Origin of the sequence: Mesorhizobium sp. ISC15, from assembly GCF_037162615.1 — a bacterium.
GTDB classification, from domain to species: domain Bacteria; phylum Pseudomonadota; class Alphaproteobacteria; order Rhizobiales; family Rhizobiaceae; genus Mesorhizobium; species Mesorhizobium mediterraneum.
In genome coordinates this window covers 1,974,885-1,991,905 of the sequence record NZ_JAVSPX010000001.1, presented here as the reverse complement: position 1 = coordinate 1,991,905, position 17,021 = coordinate 1,974,885, and the positions used below count along the sequence as shown (strand labels likewise).

The 17,021-nt window shown below is 64.1% G+C and carries 15 protein-coding genes; 4 read left to right on the top strand and 11 right to left on the bottom strand.

Features of this window, described 5'->3' with window-relative positions; translation table 11 throughout:
* Positions 1 to 155: 155 nt before the first annotated feature.
* From RPG13_RS09755 to RPG13_RS09715, 9 genes are all read right to left on the bottom strand, one after another.
* The gene (locus RPG13_RS09755; RefSeq protein WP_095487846.1) at positions 156 to 956 is read right to left on the bottom strand and encodes a lysophospholipid acyltransferase family protein; all 801 of its coding nucleotides are present in this window, start codon (positions 954 to 956) and stop codon (positions 156 to 158) included.
* A 68-nt stretch (positions 957 to 1,024) separates the two neighbouring features.
* A complete protein-coding gene (gene rimI, locus RPG13_RS09750; RefSeq protein WP_126103757.1) occupies positions 1,025 to 1,519 on the bottom strand; it encodes a ribosomal protein S18-alanine N-acetyltransferase in 495 nt (164 codons plus the stop codon).
* Entirely contained in the window at positions 1,519 to 2,196 is a 678-nt protein-coding gene (tsaB, locus tag RPG13_RS09745) for a tRNA (adenosine(37)-N6)-threonylcarbamoyltransferase complex dimerization subunit type 1 TsaB (RefSeq protein ID WP_126103758.1), read from the bottom strand. Before tsaB ends, rimI begins: the two co-directional genes overlap by 1 nt.
* Before the next feature lie 181 nt (positions 2,197 to 2,377).
* Positions 2,378 to 3,484 carry a DUF1513 domain-containing protein gene (locus RPG13_RS09740; protein ID WP_337124920.1) on the bottom strand — a complete coding sequence of 369 codons (1,107 nt, stop codon included), beginning with the start codon at positions 3,482 to 3,484 and terminating at the stop codon, positions 2,378 to 2,380.
* Between the two features lie 2 nt (positions 3,485 to 3,486).
* Positions 3,487 to 4,566: an imelysin family protein gene (locus tag RPG13_RS09735; protein ID WP_337124919.1), complete on the bottom strand. Its 1,080-nt coding sequence runs from the start codon at positions 4,564 to 4,566 to the stop codon at positions 3,487 to 3,489.
* Positions 4,566 to 6,173, bottom strand: coding sequence for a di-heme oxidoreductase family protein (locus RPG13_RS09730; protein WP_337124917.1), 1,608 nt, complete (start codon positions 6,171 to 6,173; stop codon positions 4,566 to 4,568). The genes RPG13_RS09735 and RPG13_RS09730 overlap by 1 nt, the downstream gene beginning before the upstream one ends.
* A gap of 12 nt (positions 6,174 to 6,185) precedes the next feature.
* Entirely contained in the window at positions 6,186 to 6,671 is a 486-nt protein-coding gene (gene bfr / locus RPG13_RS09725; RefSeq protein ID WP_077377191.1) for a bacterioferritin, read from the bottom strand.
* Positions 6,637 to 6,948: a (2Fe-2S)-binding protein gene (locus RPG13_RS09720; RefSeq protein ID WP_126103762.1), complete on the bottom strand. Its 312-nt coding sequence runs from the start codon at positions 6,946 to 6,948 to the stop codon at positions 6,637 to 6,639. Before RPG13_RS09720 ends, bfr begins: the two co-directional genes overlap by 35 nt.
* A 129-nt stretch (positions 6,949 to 7,077) precedes the next feature.
* Entirely contained in the window at positions 7,078 to 8,370 is a 1,293-nt protein-coding gene (locus tag RPG13_RS09715; RefSeq protein WP_337127002.1) for an imelysin family protein, read from the bottom strand.
* A gap of 455 nt (positions 8,371 to 8,825) precedes the next feature.
* Between RPG13_RS09715 and RPG13_RS09710 the strand changes: the two genes are divergently transcribed.
* Positions 8,826 to 10,079: an NAD(P)/FAD-dependent oxidoreductase gene (locus tag RPG13_RS09710; protein ID WP_337124910.1), complete on the top strand. Its 1,254-nt coding sequence runs from the start codon at positions 8,826 to 8,828 to the stop codon at positions 10,077 to 10,079.
* Between the two features lie 9 nt (positions 10,080 to 10,088).
* Here RPG13_RS09710 and RPG13_RS09705 read toward each other — a convergent pair whose 3' ends face one another.
* Both RPG13_RS09705 and RPG13_RS09700 read right to left on the bottom strand, forming a co-directional pair.
* The gene (locus RPG13_RS09705; protein ID WP_337124908.1) at positions 10,089 to 11,366 is read right to left on the bottom strand and encodes a 4-aminobutyrate--2-oxoglutarate transaminase; all 1,278 of its coding nucleotides are present in this window, start codon (positions 11,364 to 11,366) and stop codon (positions 10,089 to 10,091) included.
* Positions 11,367 to 11,428: 62 nt separating this feature from the next.
* Positions 11,429 to 11,812, bottom strand: coding sequence for a hypothetical protein (locus RPG13_RS09700; RefSeq protein WP_337124906.1), 384 nt, complete (start codon positions 11,810 to 11,812; stop codon positions 11,429 to 11,431).
* Here RPG13_RS09700 and RPG13_RS09695 point away from each other — a divergent pair.
* The 3 genes from RPG13_RS09695 to RPG13_RS09685 are packed head-to-tail and all read left to right on the top strand — an operon-like array spanning position 11,781 to position 16,950.
* Positions 11,781 to 12,764, top strand: coding sequence for an efflux RND transporter periplasmic adaptor subunit (locus RPG13_RS09695; RefSeq protein WP_337124904.1), 984 nt, complete (start codon positions 11,781 to 11,783; stop codon positions 12,762 to 12,764). The genes RPG13_RS09700 and RPG13_RS09695 overlap by 32 nt on opposite strands.
* Entirely contained in the window at positions 12,761 to 13,849 is a 1,089-nt protein-coding gene (locus tag RPG13_RS09690; protein ID WP_337124902.1) for an efflux RND transporter periplasmic adaptor subunit, read from the top strand. Before RPG13_RS09695 ends, RPG13_RS09690 begins: the two co-directional genes overlap by 4 nt.
* On the top strand, positions 13,846 to 16,950 hold the full coding sequence (locus RPG13_RS09685; protein ID WP_337124900.1) for an efflux RND transporter permease subunit: 3,105 nt from the start codon (positions 13,846 to 13,848) through the stop codon (positions 16,948 to 16,950). Before RPG13_RS09690 ends, RPG13_RS09685 begins: the two co-directional genes overlap by 4 nt.
* The last annotated feature ends 71 nt before the right edge of the window (positions 16,951 to 17,021 follow it).

Genomic DNA, 17,021 nt, shown 5'->3' with positions numbered 1-17,021 from the left:
GGATGCATTTGGATTGGACGGGGCATCCCGCTCTATTTGTTTGTTTTAGCCGCATTTGTGCGACGCCCAGTGATTCCACTTGGCTGCAAAATGCTCTAGCGCCGCGTGTCCTCTTGGATGCGCAAAGAACTATGGAGCACGTGAGCCTTTCCGACCTATCGGCTCGGGCGCGGATCGGCGAGCGCCATGTGCACCATATCACGCACCCGACTTTCCATCAGCCGTGCCGTTTCCTTGCGGTTGGAGCCCTTGGAAAAGGCGACCGGCTCGCCGAAATGCACTTCGACGTCGAGCCCGCCCTCTGCCATCAGAACCTTGAGATGCGGCATCAAATCCTCGTCACCGATCCAGGCGGCAATCGGTCGGTGCCTGCGGCCGAGCGGCACGCCATGCAGGCGCGTGTAGACGATCGCCACCGGCTGGATGAAGACCTTTTCGGCCGCCCCTTCCGAAATCGCCATCGAGGCGGCGCCGAACAGCGTGCTCTTGAACGGCAGGACCATGTTGCCGTCGCCGGTCGAGCCTTCGGCAAACAACACCATGGCGTCGCCCTTGGCCATGCGGCTGGCGATCTCGCTCGCCTGGACGCCCGACGAACGCTTGCGCTCGCGCTCGATGAAGACCGTGCGCTGCAGCTTCGACAGCATGCCGATCAATGGCCAGCCGGCCATGTCGGCCCTGGCGATGAATGTCACGTCGACCATGGACCCCAGCACCATGATGTCGGTCCAGGAGACGTGGTTCGAAGCAACCAATAGCGGGCGCTGGCTGGACAGGGTTCCCTTGACATGGATGCGCATGCCCAGCGCTCGGATGATGAGCCGGTGCCAGATCTTCAGGATGAACGTCTCGCGCCAGAGCCCGGTCTTCATCGATAGGATCTGCAACGGCACGAGGATCAACGAGCCGGCGACAACGAGGCCCAGCGCCAGGAAAATCCTGATTTTTCCGATCATCCGCTCTTGGCCCTGCCCCGAGTTCTGGCTAGAGCGCACAAGCACGCTCTAGCAATTTTGAATCTGCGCTAGCGAAGATCGCGACGCATGACAAGCGCGCCGGTCGGGCCGTGCTCTGGCGATCTGTAATAGTTGGCACGTTTGCCGACCTCGCGGAATCCGAGCCGCCGGTAGAGCGCGATCGCAGCTATGTTGGTCTCGTCGACCTCGAGGAAAAGCGCCTCGGCGCGTTGCGCGTGCAGTTCGCGCAGCACCGCATCCATCAATTGCCAGCCGAGCCCCTGGCGTCGATGGGAGCGCGCCACCGCGACAGTCAGGATCTCGCCTTCACCGGCAGCCAGGCGCGCCAGCACGAAGCCGACCGGCGGCTTGGCACCCTGTCCGGTCTGTCGCGCAGCATAACCGAACACCGTGTCCTGCTCGAGCAGCGTGGCGAACTCGTCGTCGGTCCACGGCCGCACGAAATCCTCGCGATGCAGCACCGACATGGCCGCGCTGTCGGCAATCGTCAGTGGTTCGAGCGCAAAGTCCCTGCGGCGCGGCTGGAGGAAAGGAATGCGCATCAGTTTTTTTGCCTTGATAGAATAAACCCTGCCTGAGGCTTGGCGTCCGCCCCGCGCAGATAGAGCGGTTTCGGCTTTTCGCCCTCGCCGTTGGCAGCGGCCAGACGGGCATAGACGACAATGTCGGCCGTGGCACTTGTCGGGCCAATGTCGAAGGCGCGCCCGGCCGACGCGGCGATTTGCGTGGCCGCTGTGCCGGCCAGAACCGGAGAACTGTCCGCCGCGATAGTCGCGGCTTGCGAAAGCGTGCTCACGGCCGGACCATAGCGCAGAACCGACACTTCGTCGTAAAGTGCTGCATGGATCTCCTCGCGGCCGGCGTCGAGCGCGGCCAGCACGGCGCGGCCGGGAAATGTCGCTCTCGCTTGCGCCGCCAGCGCTTCCAGCGTCGTCACCCCGATTGCCGGGATTTTCAGCGCCAGCGCTAGGCCCCGCGCCGCCGAGACGCCGACGCGCAGGCCGGTGAAGGAGCCCGGACCGGTGGAGACGGCGATAGCGCCGAGGCCGGCATAGTCGGTTCCGGCCGCCTTCAACGCCTCTTCGATCACGGCCATCAAATGCTCGGCATGGCCTTTGCCAAGATCGAGCACCGAGCGGCCGAGCTCCTTCCCGGCCGCTGCGTCGTAGACGCAGGCGGCGCAGAGATTGGCGGCACAGTCGATGGCAAGCAACTTCATGAGACGGCCGGTTGGAGCACCCGCTTGGGCACAGGGTTCGAAAAACAATTTCCCTGTGCCTGCCATGGCTCATCCCCGCAAGGGGATAATGCATAAATCGTTTGACGGCTTCGCTTCGGCCTCGCCTGAAGACGGTAACTTCCAGCGAGCGCAACCGTTAGGGAACCGGTGCCGGAAGCGCTTATCCGGCCTGCTCGATGCGCAGCATGTGATTGTCCCAGACATAGTCCGGCTCAGACCGTGTCGCGCCGCCCACTTCGACGATTTCGCCGGTGCCCGTCGTCGCCATGAAGTTCGCCCCATCGGGCGCCAAACCGCAGACCTCGGCCAATGCGTTGGTGGTGACGATCCGGCCGCTGGCCGCATCGATCACCGCAAGCGAGTTGCCTTCCGGCGAGGACACCGCGACGGTGCCGGCGGCGGGGTTGGCGGCGACCGAGCCGATGTAGTTCCGGAAGCCGGAGAGGACGTCCTGCGGCATGTCGAGCAGTTGCAGATCCTTGCCACGCGCGGCGCGGCCGACCAGCAGCGGACGATCGGTGCCCTGCCCCCTGTACTGGCAGCCGAACCAGACCGTGCCGGATCGGTCGAGATCCATGTGACGGATCGACAGTTGGTGCAGCTCCGGCGGCAGTTCGTGCTTTTCGATGAGGTCGCCGGTGAGGCGGTCGACCAGCACATAGGAAGGCTTCATCGTTGCGATGTTGAGTTCGGCGCGGCCGTAATCCGGATGGGTCTCGATGCCGCCATTGGCGACGGCGATCGTCCTGCCGTCGCCCAGCAGCAGAAGCTCGTGCGAACCCATGCCGTAGGTCGGGAACTCACCGATGCGCCTGAATTTCGCACGCGCGTCATAGACGCCGACCACGCCGGCGGCATTGTCGAAATCGTTCTCGGTGGCGTAGAGCAGCGCACCGTCGGTCGAAAACACGCCGTGGCCGAAGAAATGCCGTCCACTGACGCTGGCAATGGTCAGCGGCTCATCGCGGCCTGCGTGGTCGAAGACCACGGCGAAGGTCCCGGGTTGCCTGGCAAAGACCACGGAGCGCTTCGAGACCGGATCGAAGGTGACGTCGTGACCGCGGGCGGGCAGGTCGATGGCGTGCAGGACCTTGCCGGCCTCGGACAGGATGGCCGCGCCATAGCTGCCGTCGCGCTTGACGAAAGCCGTGGCGAAGACGGCGTCCGTGCTAAGCGTCTTCGCCCATGCGGACGGCGCCATCGTGGCGACGAAGCCAATGCCTGCGGCCCTGATGAAATCACGGCGATCGATCAGCGGCGTGCGCATGCTCAGTCGCCGTCGAGCGACGAGAAGCCGGCGGTCAGGCCGAATTCGGCGGTCAGCCTGGTGCCGATCAGGGTCGTCAGGCTGGATGTCACCAGCGAGAAATGATCGAGCTTCTGGCGCAGCGCCGGGTCGGTGAGCGCCTTGTCGATTGGACCTCTGATGGCCGTGGCGTCGGCGGCCCCGTTGACGAGCTGGATGTGGATCGATTCCGCCATCCAGCGCGCGTCAGGCGACAGCGCATCGCCAAGCTGCGAGGCCTGGAACAGCGCGTCCATGCCCGAAAGATTGCCGGTCAGCGAACGCGCCGTGTTTTGCGACCGCCAGTAGATCGCCTGTTTCGGCTTGTCGGCTTGCGGATTGCTGCCCAGAAAGCCTTTCAGGCGCACGTCGCGGACCATTTCCAGCTCGTTGATGAAGACGCCGACCAGTTCGGTCACCGCTTCGGTGCCGTCGCGGTAGAGCGCGTTTTGCGGGCCCGGATTGGCCCAAAGCGCTGCAAAACCGTTTGGCTTGTTCCAGGCGTCGCTGACGTCGGCGGCAATCGTCTCGATGTTGTCGGCGACGGCGGCGCCGTAAGCGCAGCGATAGGGATCGTCCTTGTCGGCGAGCCGCTCGGCGCCATCGCCGTAAAGCACGAATTCCAGCGCGCCGAGCCCTTGCATGGCAACACTCTTTGTCGCCAGTTGGGCCGGATCGGCGGCGGTCTTATCTTTACCGGCGAGCGCCGCCTGCACCTGTCTCAGGCCGATGCTCTTGCGGTCCGGCCAGAACAGCATGCGCTCCAGCCGGTTGTTCTCGGTTATCGGTCCGATGCGGATAATCTCCACGACCGACCAGGCATCCACGGTGCCGGAGAATTCGGCACGCGCCGCATCGAGATGGTCCTGCGAGGGCGCGTCGCAAAGCGTGCGCATTGCCTTTGTCAGGCTGTCCACATGGTCATGCAGGCGTGCATAGGCCGGGCGGACAAAGCCATCGATCGCCCGCTGGATCACGTCGGAGGCCTTGACCGCGGCGGACGCCGGCAATGCGCCGGCGAGGACGAGCGGGAGAATCACAGCAAGTGCAAGACGCTTCGACATCACAACGACTCCAGGAATTTGACCAGTGCGTCGCGATCGGCCGCATCGGCGGCGGCAAAGCGGTCGCGCGCCTTCTGCCCCTCGCCGCCATGCCACAGGATCGCCTCGGCCAACGTGCGCGCGCGCCCGTCATGCAGGAAGAAGCTGTTGCCGTTGACGGTCTCGGTAAGACCGATGCCCCACAGCGGCGGCGTGCGCCATTCGCTGCCGGTAGCCTCGCCTACTGCCTGCCCGTCGGCGAGGCCTGACCCCATGTCATGCAGCAGAAAATCAGAATAGGGCCAGATCAACTGGAAGGCCTGCGCCTTATTGGGGGTGCCGCGACGGGTGACGAATTTCGGCGTATGGCAGGAAATGCAGCCCATGTCGTAGAACAGCTTCTTGCCGGCCAGCACTTCGGGCTTGTCGAGATCGCGCCGCGCCGGCACGGCGAGGTTTTGCGAATAGAAGGTGACGAGGTCCATGACCGGCGGCGGCGCCTCAACCGGGCCAAGGCGCTGCTGCACACCGTTTGGCATGGCAAGACATGGCTTTTCGGCCGCGCTGCAATCGCCCCAGTGGTTCGGCACTTCCGGCGTCGAAATGCCGATGTCGCCGGCGAATGCGTCCGCTGCTTGCTGGCGGATCGATGGGGTCTGCCCCTTCCAGCCGAAGCGGCCGAGCGTCGGCTCGCCGCTCTGGCCGTCGCGCACGATGTTGGGCTTGCCGGAAATGCCATCACTATTCCGATCGTCCGGATCGGCATTGGCGAGAATGTCCGCCGGGGCGATCTGCTCGACCAGGCCAAGGCCGATCATCGGCGGCGTCAGGCGCGGCGAAAGCGTGGTGCGCGGATCGAGCGGCCCGTTGGCAAGATCATCGACCGAATAGCTCGGCTTGCGCAGCGAAACCACGGTGCCGTCCGGCAGCGTGACTTTCTGCTCCTGATAGTCGACACGCATCCTGCCTTCGCCCCGTAGCCCCGGAACGGCCAGGTCCTGCAATTGCGAGCCGTAGACCGGATCGGGGAAGTTGAGCACCTTGCGAGCGGCCAGCGCTGCCGTCTCATCCTCGGTGCTCGCCTGCCGCGCCAGCCGCAGGAACATGGAGGTGGTGCCGGTGTCGCCTTCCGGCGGATGACCGCGGCCGTCCTTCAGGTGGCAATTCTGGCACGCACGCTCGTTGAACAGCGGCCCAAGCCCGTCCGATGCCTGCGTCGACGAGGGCGACGACACCCAGTTCTTGCGGAAAAGGGCATTGCCGAGCTTGAAGGTGCCCTCTTCCTCGAAGGTGATATTGGTTGAGGATTGCGAGAAGGCGTCCTTGTTGGCATCCTTCCGCGATGTGCCGGCGCCGCCCTGCATCGGCTCGAACTGCTCAGGCTTGGAAAAATCTGATGTCGGCTTGGTGATGGCGATGACGCGCGCCAGATCCTTCGGCGTCAGATCGGTACGGCTGGTGGCGAGGCCCGCCGGTTCGGGCGCGCCGGCCAGCGCCGAGGCGGTCAGCGCGACCACCACGGCGAGCGAAAGCCCGCGAAGCCATCCGTATCGCGGGTTTTGCTGGGACGGCAGGCCGTAATCCTCGGCCCGCCGCAAGCGGCGCAAGAAATCTAAGGGGCGCCGCATTCCCGCATGTCCCTAATCCGCCTCGTCGGCCGATGCGGCGTTGAGCTGGCCATATTTTTCCTCGCCGATCGAGGCGAGCAGGTCGAGTTGCGTCTCGAGGAAGTCGATGTGACCTTCCTCGTCGGACAGCAGATCTTCGAACAGCTTCATCGTCACGTAGTCGCCTGCTTCTTCGCAAATCTCGCGCGAACGCTTGTAGGCGGTGCGCGCGTCATATTCGCCGGCGAGGTCGGATTCGAGCACTTCCTTGACATTCTGTCCGATGCGCAGCGGCGCTACCGACTGCAGGTTCGGATGACCTTCAAGGAAGATGATGCGGGCCACGAGCCGGTCGGCATGGTGCATCTCCTCGATCGATTCCGCGCGTTCCTTCTTCGCCAGCTTGGCGTAGCCCCAGTCTTCCAGCAGCCGGAAATGCACCCAGTACTGATTCACTGCTCCAAGTTCCAGAAATAGAGCCTCGTTAAGCCGCTCTATGATCTGCTGTTCGCCTTTCATGGGTTCTGCTCCCGTATTGGACGCGCAGGCCTCTGACGCGATCCAGGTGTGAAACGATGTCCACGCCGCTCGCCTCCGAGCGGGTGTGGTAATTTTCGGTTACCCGAATGATCGTTTCGACCACATTTGGGAAGCAGCCGCAACAGCGACCACGCTTCTGCATGGCATGATAGATCTTCGCCGGCACGATAAGCTGCCAGGGATCCTGATCCAGCAGCCCGACGATCGTCTGCTCAATCTCCTTCTCGGTGATGATGTTGCAATGGCAGATCAGCATTGTTTGCTCTGTATGGCTGACGGCGCTTGCTCGGCGCCGTGTGGCTTATTTTCTTGGTCGAGCCTGATTCCGAAAACCGTTTTTCATTTGCTATGCGGACCCTCGGTTCGGGCTCGGGGCATCGATGACCTACTGGAACACCTTGTCTGGCGCATCGAGGCTGTCCGAACCCTCGAAGGCGATGGCATTGAGTTTCAGGGTGCCGACGGCGCGTTCGATCGACTTGGTCTGGTCGACCAGCGCGTCGATCGCCGCCTGCACGGTGGCGTTGCCTTCCGTGTTGCCTTCTCCGATCTGCTGGTCATAGGCCTCGCCGCCAAGCGCCCGCGCCTTGATGGCTTCCATCTTGGCGACGGTGACATCCAGCTTGTCCGACAGTTCCTTGTCGATCGCCGGATCGGCCTCCTTGACCATGTCGGTTACCGAGGGCCCTTCGACGACGGTGCCGTCGAGGCGCGTGTAGCTGCCACGGTAGGCGGCGCGAATGCCGACGGCATCGTAGAGATGAGAATCATAGGTGTTGTCGGAGAAGCAGTCATGCTCCTCTTCCGGATCGTGCAGCAGCAGGCCGAGCTTCATGCGCTCGCCGGCGAGTTCGCCATAGGACAGCGAGCCCATGCCGGTGAGGATGGTCGAGATGCCGGCTTTCGGCTCGCCGTCGCCAAGATTCTTGCGGGCGGCGCCGCCTTCCTTCCAGTCGTTGACCATGTCCTGCAGATCGGAAACCAGAAGGTCGCTGGCCGACTTCAGGTACTGCGCGCGACGATCGCAATTGCCGCCGGTGCAGTTGGTGAGATCATAGTCCGTGTAGGGCCGTTCGCCGGCGCCCGGGCCGGTGCCGTGCAGGTCCTGGCCCCACAGCAGGAATTCGATGGCGTGATAGCCGGTCGCCACATTGGCCTCGATGCCGCCGGCCTCCTGCAGCGTGCCGGAGAGGAATTCCGGGGTAAGATTGGTGGCGTCGATCTTCTTGCCGTCGATCTCGATCGACTTGTTGGCGATCACATTGGCGGTGTAGAGCGCATTGGCGTCCGACTCGGTGCCGTAGCCGGCGGCGACATAGTCGATCAGGCCTTCGTCCAGCGGCCAGGCATTCACCTTGCCTTCCCAGTCGTCGACGATGGCGTTGCCGAAGCGGTAGACTTCGGTCTGCTGATAAGGAACGCGCGACGCCTTCCAGGCCTCTCGGGCGGCAGTCAGCGTTTCCGCCGAAGGCTTGGCGATCAGCGCGTCGACGGCCTTGTCGAGCGCCTGTGCCGTGGTCAGCGAATCCTCATATTTGGCGAGCGCAATATCGGAATAGGTCTTGATGACCGCCTTGGCATCGGTTTCCGCCTTGGCCGGCAACACGAATATCGCCGCCGTCAATGCCGCCGTGGCGCCGATCGCTGCAAGCCTGCTGCCATATCGCGCCGTGATCATCGCTCTCATGATTGTCATCTCCCTCGGGAATTCAGTGAAATGCCGGCGCCAAAGGCGCGTCGGCAGGCAATCGGCGCCATGGCAAGCCCATGCCATTGGGCGAAAAACAGGCCGCGACATAGCGCGGTTCGCGGAAGAAAGACATCGAAATGCCTCCAATCGAAAGGGTTCAAGGCCCAGACATCAAAGGGATGCGCTTGACACGCAAGCTTCCATAAAGCGATGAAGGCGCCGGAAGTCAATCAATTTCAGAAAGAAAAGCCAATCGAAACAACAGTTTAGAATAATTCTAAACTGCAAGTGTCAACTTTGCCGCATATATAGTGCCGCCATTGAACAGCACTATTCGCGGACCGCCGTTCCGGGTGCGACCCGCAAAGGCGGTCTTGCGGCGGCGTCAGACAATTGCCACTTGGCGAGACGTCCTAGACTTGGATTAAGGAATTGGGGCTGCGATGAAAAACGGTGTGGTCATTGTCGGTGCGGGTCATGCGGGCGTGCAAGCGGCCGCCAGCCTGCGCGAGGACGGTTACGAGGGACCCGTGATCCTCGTCAGCGACGAGAACGAGTTGCCCTACCACAAGCCGCCGCTGTCGAAGACCTTCATCAAGGATCAAGAGGCCAAACCGCAGCCGCTGCGCGGCGAGGCCTTTTATACCGGCAGCGCGATCGACTACCGGCCGGGTGTCCGCATCGATCGCATCGATGCCGGCCGACGCAGGCTGGAAATATCAGGTGGTGGCGTGCTGCCTTTCGACCGGCTCATCCTGGCGACCGGTTCGCGACCGTGCCTCCTGGCGCTGCCGGGTTCGGATTTTTCAGGCGTTGTGTCGCTGCGCTCGCTCGCCGACGCGCGCCTGATCCGCGAATTGAGCGCGCAGAGCGAGGACGTCGTCATCTTAGGCGGCGGCTTCATCGGGCTGGAAATCGCCGCGACGCTCAAAGCGGCCGGCCGCAAGGTCACCGTGGTCGAGGCGGTCGACCGGCTGCTTGGCCGGGCGGTGGCGCCGATCATCGCGAGCCATGTGCGGCAGCGGCTGGAAGCGACTGGTGTGCGCATCCTCACCGGAACCACCATTGCGCGGCTCGAAGGTGAGAGCGGCCATGTCTCGGCCGCTGTCAGCTCGAACGGCGAGCGCCTGCCGGCGCAGATGGTCGTAATCGGCATCGGCGTCGTGCCCAATGTCGAGCTGGCGCAAGCTGCAGGCATCACCATCGCCAACGGCATCCGCGTCGACCAGCAGATGCGCACGTCGGTGCCCGAAATCCTCGCCATCGGCGATGCCGCCTCCTACCGGCACTGGCTCACCGGCGGCGAAGTGCGGCTGGAATCGGTGCAGAATGCGACCGATCAGGCGCGGCTTGCCGCGCGCACCATGCTGGGCCATGCAGACGCGTTTGCGGCGGTGCCATGGTTCTGGTCCGACATCGGCGACATGAAGCTGCAGATGGTCGGCCTGATTTCGGGCGGCGACAGCCATGTCGTGCTGGGTGACGTCAACGAGAACAGATTCTCGATCTACCATTATGCTGGAAATCGTCTGCTCGGCATCGAATCGATCAACCGGCCGGGCGACCATATGCTTGGCCGCAAGATGCTCGGCGCCGGCTTCTCGCCGACGCCGCAGACGGTTGCGACAGGACAGGACGGATTGAAGGCAGCGCTCGCCGCCTTCCAGCAGGAAGAGACTGTCCGCGCCGCTGAATAGTCGTATCGCTCAGGCGGCGCGAACTTCGCGGATCGAGCTTTCCAGAATGTCGAGCGCTTCGTTCATGACGCCGTCCTGGATGGTGATCGGCGCGAGGAAGCGGATGACATTGCCATAGACGCCGCAGGTGAGCAGGATCAGGCCCTTGTCGAGCGCCTTGAGCCGGACCGCATTGGCGATCTCGGCCGACGGCAAGCCCTTCTTCACATCGTTGAACTCGACGGCGTTCATGAAGCCGGGGCCTCTGATATCGACGATCTCCGGCGTGTCGTCGCGGATCGATTGCAGCCGCTGCTTCAGCCGGTTGCCCAGCGTGTTGGCGCGGTCGCAGAGCTTTTCCTCTTCGATCACGTCGAGCACGGCATGCGCCGCGGCGACGCCGATCGGGCTGCCGCCATAGGTGCCGCCGAGCCCGCCGGGGTTCGGCGCATCCATGATCTCGGCGCGGCCGGTGACCGCCGACAGCGGGAAGCCTCCGGCCAGGCTCTTGGCCATTGTGGTGATGTCGGGCGCCACTTCGTGGTGATCCATGGCGAACATTTTTCCGGTGCGGGCGAAGCCGGTCTGCACCTCGTCGGCGATCAACAGCATGCCGTGCTGGTCGCAGATCTTGCGCAGTGCCGTCATGAAGTCGCGCGGTGCCTCGTAGAAGCCGCCCTCGCCCTGCACCGGCTCGACGATGATGGCGGCGACACGGGCCGGATCGATATCGGCCTTGAACAGCCGGTCGAGCGCGGCCAGCGAATCGGCGACCGAGACCCCGTGCAGCGCCACCGGGAACGGCGCGTGGAAGACATCGGCCGGCATGGCGCCGAAGCCGACCTTGTAGGGCACGACCTTGCCGGTCAGCGCCATGCCCATGAAGGTGCGGCCATGGAAGCCGCCGGCAAAGGCGATGACCGCCGGGCGGCCGGTGGCGTTGCGGGCGATCTTGATGGCGTTCTCCACCGCCTCGGCGCCGGTGGTGACGAAGATCGTCTTCTTGTCGAACTTGCCCGGCAGCATTCCGTTCAGCCGTTCGGCCAGTCTGACATAGCTCTCATAGGGCACCACCTGGTGGCAGGTATGGGTGAAACGGTCGAGCTGCGCCTTGACCGCCTCGATCACCTTTGGGTGACGATGGCCGGTGTTGACGACGGCGATACCGGACGAGAAGTCGATATAGCGACGGCCCTCGACATCCCAGATTTCCGAGTTTTCGGCGCGGTCGGCATAGATCTGCGTGGTCATGCCGACGCCGCGAGAGATGGACTGGTTCTTACGTTCGGAGATGGCTGAATTCTTCATGATGTCCCTCGCCGGGCCGGCGCCCGTTCTTGTTTGGATGACTGCCGGGAATTGTTCTGGCCTTATTTCACGTTTTCCTCAAGTTGGCACTGGCGGCGGGCCATTGGGCCTGCTGCCGTTGCGTTCACTGGCGGCTTAAACAAACCGCCTATACGCGTACGAGGAGAGGTTTCCTTTTCGCGGGGATCAATTATCCTCGCCGTTGTCCGCGCCGTCTTGCCATAGGGAGCGGCCCGCGCGGTTGAGGGAGCCATGAGCAGGAACGCGACATCGTCCGCCTCGCCGCCATCGGTCAAAACCCCCAGCCATTTGTCTTTTCCTGCATCCACAATTCTTGCCTGCGCGATGGCAACGCTGCCTTTGCTTCTGGCCGGCTGCCAGAAGCAGGAGGCGGCGGCGAAGAAATTGCCGGTCATGGTGCGCACGGAGACGGTGGCGATCGCCAACTATGCGCCAAGGACTTCGCTCACCGGCGCGATCGCGGCGCGCACGCTGAACAATCTGTCGTTCCGAGTCGGCGGCCGCGTCGCCGAACGGCTTGTCGATGTCGGCCAGCATGTCGATCAAGGCGCCGTGCTTGCCCGCATCGATCCACAGGAACAGGAATTTGACCTGCGCTCGGCGCAAGCCGATCTCGACGCCGCGCAGGCGCAATTGACCCAGGCCGCCGCTGCCTTCGAACGGCAAAAGATACTGCTTGCCCGGGGCTACACCACCAGGCGCGACTATGATGCGGCCGAGCAGGCGTCGAAGGTGGCGCGAGGCAGCGTCGATGCCGCTCAAAGCGCGCTCGCCAATGCAAAAGAGAACCTTTCCTTCACCGAACTCAAGGCGGGTGCGGCAGGCGTGATCACAGTGCGCCAGGTCGAAGCAGGGCAGGTGGTGCAGGCGGCGCAGACCGTCTTCACCCTTGCCGAGGACGGCGACCGCGATGCGGTCTTCAACGTAGAGGAAACGCTGGTCGCCAAGACGCCGGCAGCACCGGCGGTGACAATCACACTGTTGTCGGATCCGCAGATCAAGGCGATGGGCAAGGTGCGCGAAATCTCGCCAGCGGTCGATCCGGCTTCAGGCTCGATCCGGGTCAAGGTCGCCATTCCCGACACGCCCGCAGGCATGCCGCTGGGCGCGGCCGTCATCGGCTCGGTCAGCGCCCAGCCGTTGAAAGCAGTGATCCTGCCGTGGCAGGCATTGACCTTGAGCGACGGCAAGCCGGCCGTCTGGGTCGTAGATCAATCGACCAAGGCAGTGACAACGGCACAGGTGGAGGTGCTTGCCTTTGGATCCGGCTCGGTCGTCATCGACAAGGGACTGGAGGCAGGCCAAACCGTCGTCACCGCCGGCGGCCAGTTGCTCAGCCCCGGCCAGACCGTCGAGATAGCGGGAGCGGGGCAATGAACCGGTCCCTGCGCAGCGCTACCGCGCTTGTCCCTGCCCTGTTTGGGCTGGTGCTCGGCGCCTGCTCGCAATCGGAAGAGAAGCCGCCCGAGATCATCCGACCGGTGCTGTCGGTGGTGGTCGAGCCACGCACCATAGAGACCTTCGGCTTCGCCGGATCCGTCGAACCGCAATTCAGCGCCGATCTTGCCTTCCGCCTGCTTGGCCGGGTCGTCGCCCGCGATGTCAAGGTCGGCGATATCGTCACCAAGGGCACGACGATCGCGGCGCTCGATCCGACGGCGCTGGAGCTTGCCGAGCAGGCGGCGAAGGCGGAACTCTCCAACGCGCAGGCGCAATTTGCCAACGCCGCCGCCAGCGAGGAGCGCCAGCGCCAGTTGCTTGCCGTCGCCAACACCTCGCAAGCCGTCTTCGACGCCGCGCAGCAAGCCAGGCAGGCCGCCGCGGCCGGCATCGAGCGGGCCAATGCGGCCCTTGCCAAATCGCAGGAGCAGCTTGGCTATACCAGGTTGTTCTCGGACTTCGATGGCGTGGTCACCGCCGTCGGCGCCGAGGTCGGCCAGACGGTCTCGCCCGGCCAGACCGTCGTCACGGTGGCGCGCTCCGACCCGCGTGAAGCAGTCGTCGACATTCCCGATCAGTTGACCGGCGATCTCGCCGTCGGCACGCCCTTCCAGATCATCCTGCAATCGCTGCCGACGATACGCAGCGAAGCCAGGCTGCGCGAGATCGCCCCGCAAGCCGAAGGTTCGACCCGAACGCGCCGCATCCGGCTGACGCTCATCGATCCGCCGCCGGCATTCAGGCTTGGCTCGACGGTGACGGCGACCCGCATGGCCAAGATCGCGCCGACGATCGAGTTGCCGCTTTCGGCGCTGCTGGAGAAGAACGGCAGACAAAAAGTCTGGATCGTCGACCAGCAGACATCGAGCGTGAGTGCCCGCGACATCAAAATTGCAGCCAAGGGCGCCGCCACCTTCACCGTCGCCGAGGGCCTCGATGCCGGCATGCGCGTCGTCACCGCCGGCGTCCACAGCCTGACCGAGGGACAGAAGGTCAAGATCCCTGAGGGAGGGGCTACGTGAAGGGCTTCAACCTCTCCGATTGGGCGCTGAGCCATCGTTCGCTGGTGTGGTATTTCATGCTGGTCTTCGTCGTGGCCGGCGTCTTTGCCTATCTCAATCTCGGCCGAGAGGAAGACCCCGCCTTCACCATCAAGACCATGGTCATCCAGGCCAACTGGCCCGGCGCATCGGTCAACGAGACGGTGCGGCAAGTAACCGACCGCATCGAGAAGAAGCTCGAAGAGCTCGACAGCCTCGACTATACCAAATCCGTCACCTCAGCCGGCAAGACCGTCATCTTCGTCAACCTGAAGCCGACGACCAAGGCGCGCGATGTCGTGCCGACCTGGCTGCAGGTGCGCAACATGGTCAACGACATCTGGGCGCAGTTTCCGCAAGGCGTGCAGGGACCGTTCTTCAACGACCGCTTCGGCGACGTCTACGGCAACATCTATGCCTTCACCGCCGACGGGCTGACGCCGCGCCAGTTACGCGACTATGTCGAGGATGTCAGGACAAAGATCCTGGCCGTGCCGAATGCCGGCAAGGTCGATCTGGTCGGTGCCCGGGACGAAGCGATCTACCTCGAATTCTCGACCCGCCAGATCGCGGCTCTCGGCCTCAACCAGCAGGCGATCGTGGCCAGCCTGCAGGCGCAGAACGCGATCACGCCGTCCGGCGTCATCCAGTCCGGGCCGGAGCGCATCAGCGTGCGTGTGAGCGGCCAGTTCACCTCGGAAGAGAGCCTTCGCGCCATCAATTTGCGCGTCAACGATCGCTTCTTCCGGCTGAGCGACGTGGCGACGATTTCGCGCGGCTATGTCGACCCGCCGACGGCCTTGTTCCGCTTCAACGGGCAGGACGCGATCGGCCTCGCCATCGGCATGAAGCCCAACGCCAATCTGCTGGAGTTCGGCGAGGCCCTGCACGAGGAGATGAATAAGGTGCTGGCCGACCTGCCAATCGGCGTCGGCGTGCATCTGGTCGCCGACCAGCCTGTCATCGTCGAGGAGGCGGTTTCAGGCTTCACCCGCGCCCTGTTCGAGGCGGTCGCCATCGTGCTTGCCGTGTCCTTCATCAGCCTCGGCATGCGCGCCGGATTTGTGGTGGCGCTGTCGATCCCGCTGGTGCTGGCCATCACCTTCACGGTCATGGCCTATCTCGGCATATCGCTGCAGCGCATTTCGCTCGGCGCGCTGATTATCTCGCTCGGCCTGCTGGTCGACGACGCCATGATCGCGGTGGAGATGATGGTGGCGCGGCTGGAAGTCGGCGACAATCTGCGCAAGGCGGCGACCTATGTCTACACCTCGACCGCTTTCCCGATGCTGACCGGCACGCTGGTGACGGTCGCCGGCTTCATCCCGATCGGCCTCAACAACAGCGCCGCCGGCGAATACACATTCACGCTGTTCGTCGTCATCGCCGTGTCGCTGCTGGTGTCATGGATCGTCGCGGTGCTGTTTGCACCGCTGCTCGGCGTCACCATCCTGCCGGCGACGATGAAGCAGCATCATGAAAAGCCCGGCCGCTTCACCGCGCTGTTCCGACGCATCCTCGTCGGCTCGGTGCGTCATCACTGGCTGACCATCATCGCAACCGTGCTGTTGTTCGGGGCTTCGCTGGCCGGCTTCGGCCTCGTCCAGCAGCAGTTCTTTCCACCATCCGACCGGCCGGAACTGATCGTCGACTGGAACCTGCCGCAGAACTCCTCGATCGCCGAGACCCGGGACCAGATGGAGCGCTTCGAGCAGCGGGCTCTGGTCGGCAATTCCGATGTCGACCGCTTCAGCTCCTATATCGGCCAGGGCGCGGTTCGCTTCGTGCTGACCTATGATGTGCAGCCGGGCAATCCCTATTTCGGCCAGACCGTCATCGTCACCAAGAGCATCGAGGCGCGCAACCGGGTCAAGCCGGCCCTGGAAAAGCTGCTGCGCGACGAGTTCGTCGGCACCGACGCCTTCGTCAAGCCGCTCGAGCTCGGGCCGCCGGTCGGGCGGCCGGTGCAGTACCGCGTCGGCGGTCCTGACATCCAGACGGTACGGACGCTGGCGCAGGAATTCGCCGGCATCATTTCCGCCAATCCGAAGCTGGCCGCACCCACTTTCGACTGGAACGAGCCCGAGCGCGTGCTGAGGGTCGACGTGCTGCAGGATAAGGCACGGCAACTCGGCATCACCTCTTCGGACATTGCCAGCGCGCTGAACAGCACGGTGGGTGGCTCCACCATCACCCAGGTGCGCGACGCGACCTACCTGATCAACGTGGTGGCCCGCTCGCGCGAGGCCGAACGGGGTTCGATCGGCACGCTGCAGAACATGCAGTTGCCGACCGGGACAGGCGAGGCGATCCCGCTCGCTGCGGTGGCGAACTTCCGCTACGAGCTCGAACAGCCGACGGTGTGGCGCCGCGACCGGATCCCGACCATCACCGTGCGCGCCGGTCTGGTCGGCGACGTGCTGCCCGCCACCGTGGTCAACGAGTTGAAGCCGTCTGTCGACGCCTTCATCACCAAATTGCCGCCGGGCTATTCGATCGCCACCGCCGGCTCGGTCGAAGAAAGCGCCAACAGCCAGGGGCCGATCGCTGCCGTGGTGCCGCTGATGCTGTTTGTCATGGCGACCATCCTGATGGTGCAGTTGCAGAGCTTCCAGCGTCTGTTCCTAGTCGTGGCGGTGGCGCCGCTCGGCCTGATCGGCGTGGTGGCGGCACTGGTACCGAGCGGGGCGCCGCTCGGCTTCGTCGCCATCCTTGGCGTGCTGGCGCTGATCGGCATCCTGATCCGCAACTCGGTCATCCTGATCGTGCAGATCGAGCAACTTGTCGCCGAGGGCAAGGACCGCTGGGCAGCCGTCATCGAGGCGACCGAGCATCGCATGCGGCCGATCGCGCTAACGGCGGCGGCCGCCAGCCTGGCGCTGATCCCGATCGCGCGCGAAGTGTTCTGGGGGCCGATGGCCTATGCCATGATGGGCGGCATCATCGCCGGCACGGCGATCACGCTGCTGTTCTTGCCGGCGCTTTATGTGACGTGGTTCAGGATCAAGGAGCCTAAGACGACGCCGGAAGACGACACGAGCGCAAACGGTGGCGACGAGGTTCCTACAGGCAGCGTGGCCTGACAGGGCGCTTGCGAATTGCGTCGCGTTCCTTCGCGCCCCCCTCTGTCCTGCCGGACATCTCCCCCACAAGG